Annotated in this window: 1 protein-coding gene; it reads left to right on the forward strand. The window is 55.4% G+C overall.

From position 1 onward, the window contains the following. On the forward strand, positions 1-410 hold a 410-nt coding region (locus tag KDM89_RS20045), incomplete at both ends, for an AMP-binding protein (protein ID WP_212689636.1).

The following is a 410-nucleotide window of genomic DNA, read 5'->3' on the forward strand; positions in this document are numbered from 1 at the left end:
CCAGCCTTCTGTTTGCCGGGTTCCATCCGCTTTCGCACAGCGCTGGCGCAGGGCGCAAAACTGAGTTTGCAAGAAGTAGCGGTCACGCATACCGATATCGCTTTCCTGCAATACACCGGCGGCACAACGGGTTTGTCTAAAGGTGCAACGCTGACGCACAGGAATGTGATCGCCAACATGCTGCAAAACGATGCCTGGGCAGGGCCTACGATGCGCCATGAAGCTGAAAAAGGCGCGCTGGTCACCGTCTGCGCTTTGCCGCTGTATCACATCCTGGCATTGAATGCCTGCATGCTCATGGGGATGCGTTGGGGCGCGATGAATGTCTTGATTCCCAATCCGCGTGACATGCCGGGCTTTGTGAAAGAACTCGCGAAATACCGCGTCAATTTTTTTCCGGGTGTGAATAC

Source organism: Cognatundibacterium luofuense (genome assembly GCF_018139685.1).
Lineage (GTDB): Bacteria > Pseudomonadota > Gammaproteobacteria > Burkholderiales > Burkholderiaceae_D > Undibacterium > Undibacterium luofuense.